Raw genomic sequence first — 1792 nt, forward strand, 5'->3', positions numbered from 1 at the left:
TGGCGTGGGGGTTCGACTCCCTTCATCTGCACCATATATATTTATAAATTACATAGAATAAAATGCGGAAGTGGCTCAATGGTAGAGCGTCACCTTGCCAAGGTGAATGTTGCGAGTTCGAGTCTCGTCTTTCGCTCCATATATGCGGGTATCGTATATCGGTAATACTCCAGCCTTCCAAGCTGAAAAGGTGGGTTCGATTCCCACTACCCGCTCCATTTAAAAATAAAGACAACTATCATAGTTGTCTTTATTTATTTTTATAAACATTTATTCTTATAATATAATAATTAAGATTTAATAAAATTTATATATATGAATTAGTGGAAAATACATATTTAGATTAAATGTGTATATGTATTTGGTAGTTATCAATATTAAATAACTTATAACTATGTGAATAAAGAAAAAAATATCCACAGAAATATTTTTAATAAAAACAAAACTGTTGATAAAATTCAGAATTTTGTTAATAAATAAATAAATGGAGGACAGATAAATGATATTTGAAGCGTGCACAGGTTCATATTTAGAAGCAATAAAAGCGGAAAAACTAGGAGCAGATAGAATAGAATTATGTGATAATTTGATTGAAGGGGGAACTACTCCAAGTTATGGAACTATAAAAAAGGCTAAGGAGGATATTAATATCCCTATAAATGTAATAATAAGACCAAGAGGAGGAAACTTTACATTTAATGAGTCAGAAAAGGAAATAATGTATTCTGATATAAAGCTATGTAAAGAATTAGATGTAAATGCTGTAGTAATTGGTTCGCTAACAAAAGATAATAAAGTAGACCAAGATTTTGTAAAGGTTGTAAAAAGTATTTCAGGAGATTTAAAAATTACATTTCATATGGCATTTGATGAAATAGATGATAAAAAAGAAGCCATAGATATATTAGTTAATTTAGGTGTAGATAGAATATTAACAAAAGGTGGGGGAGGATCAGCTTTAGATAATTTAGATACATTAAAAGAGTTAATTGAATATGCAAATGGAAGAATAATTTTAATACCTGGTGCAGGAATAAATTTAGATAATAGAGAAATGGTAAAAGAAAAGACTAATTCAATTGAAATACATGGAACCAAAATAGTTGGAAGTTTAAAATAGTCAAATATAAAAGGAGGACGATATTTATATAGTCCTCCTTTTTTGGTGCACTTAGAGGGATTTGAACCCCCGACCACTGGATTCGAAGTCCAACGCTCTATCCAACTGAGCTATAAATGCAAGTATTTATTATATTTTATATTATATTATAGTACTTTCACTTAAATAATACCATATTAATATTTTAACTTATTACTGAAGTATAATTAAAATAAAAAAATAGAGTATTATTTAGGATAAAATAGTATTATTTTTTACATATTTAAGCATATTATCGCATACAATAAGCTAAACTTTACCAAGCGTATCATTAATAATAATATAGAGTAAAAGAAAGAAATATAGAGAATAATAAAAATAAATAAGTTAAATAATATTATTATTGATTATTATAAAGAAAGTTTGTGATAGAATAATCCTTGTTCTTAAGGAACGAGCAAACAACTCGTAAAAACTTGAAAAAACATATTAAAAAATATGTTGACAAGAAATTCTTAAGATGTTAATATAAAGAAGTCGTTTGAGCGACAAGATCTTTGAAAATTGAACAGAATAAAAGTTAAGTAATAACCAGCAATTCTTTTGAGAGTCTTAAAAAAGACTCAAAGTAATTTGAGCAACAGATTAAACTTTTTAGTGAGAGTTTGATCCTGGCTCAGGACGAACGCTGGC

At 27.9% G+C, this 1792-nt stretch carries 1 protein-coding gene and 3 tRNA genes; 3 read left to right on the plus strand and 1 reads right to left on the minus strand.

Annotation, left to right across the window (positions count from 1 at the left end):
- The first annotated feature begins 64 nt into the window (after positions 1–64).
- From ACRDBA_RS00700 to ACRDBA_RS00710, 3 genes are all read left to right on the plus strand, one after another.
- Positions 65–139: transfer RNA gene (locus tag ACRDBA_RS00700), tRNA-Gly, on the plus strand.
- A 5-nt stretch (positions 140–144) separates the two neighbouring features.
- Positions 145–218 (plus strand) — tRNA-Gly (locus tag ACRDBA_RS00705).
- 281 nt (positions 219–499) lie between these two features.
- Positions 500–1120, plus strand: a complete 621-nt coding sequence (locus ACRDBA_RS00710) for a copper homeostasis protein CutC (protein WP_438571031.1) — start codon at positions 500–502, stop codon at positions 1118–1120.
- Positions 1121–1163: 43 nt separating this feature from the next.
- On the opposite strand, the gene ACRDBA_RS00715 is transcribed toward ACRDBA_RS00710, so the two are convergent.
- Positions 1164–1240: transfer RNA gene (locus ACRDBA_RS00715), tRNA-Arg, on the minus strand.
- Positions 1241–1792 lie beyond the last annotated feature (552 nt).

It is taken from the genome of Clostridium sp. (genome assembly GCF_051654825.1).
Classification (GTDB): Bacteria; Bacillota; Clostridia; order Clostridiales; family Clostridiaceae; genus Clostridium.

What these genes read in the sequence shown, in the direction of transcription:
- ACRDBA_RS00710 (WP_438571031.1), top strand. Translation starts at nt 500, where the DNA reads ATGATATTTGAAGCGTGCACAGGTTCATATTTAGAAGCAATAAAAGCG.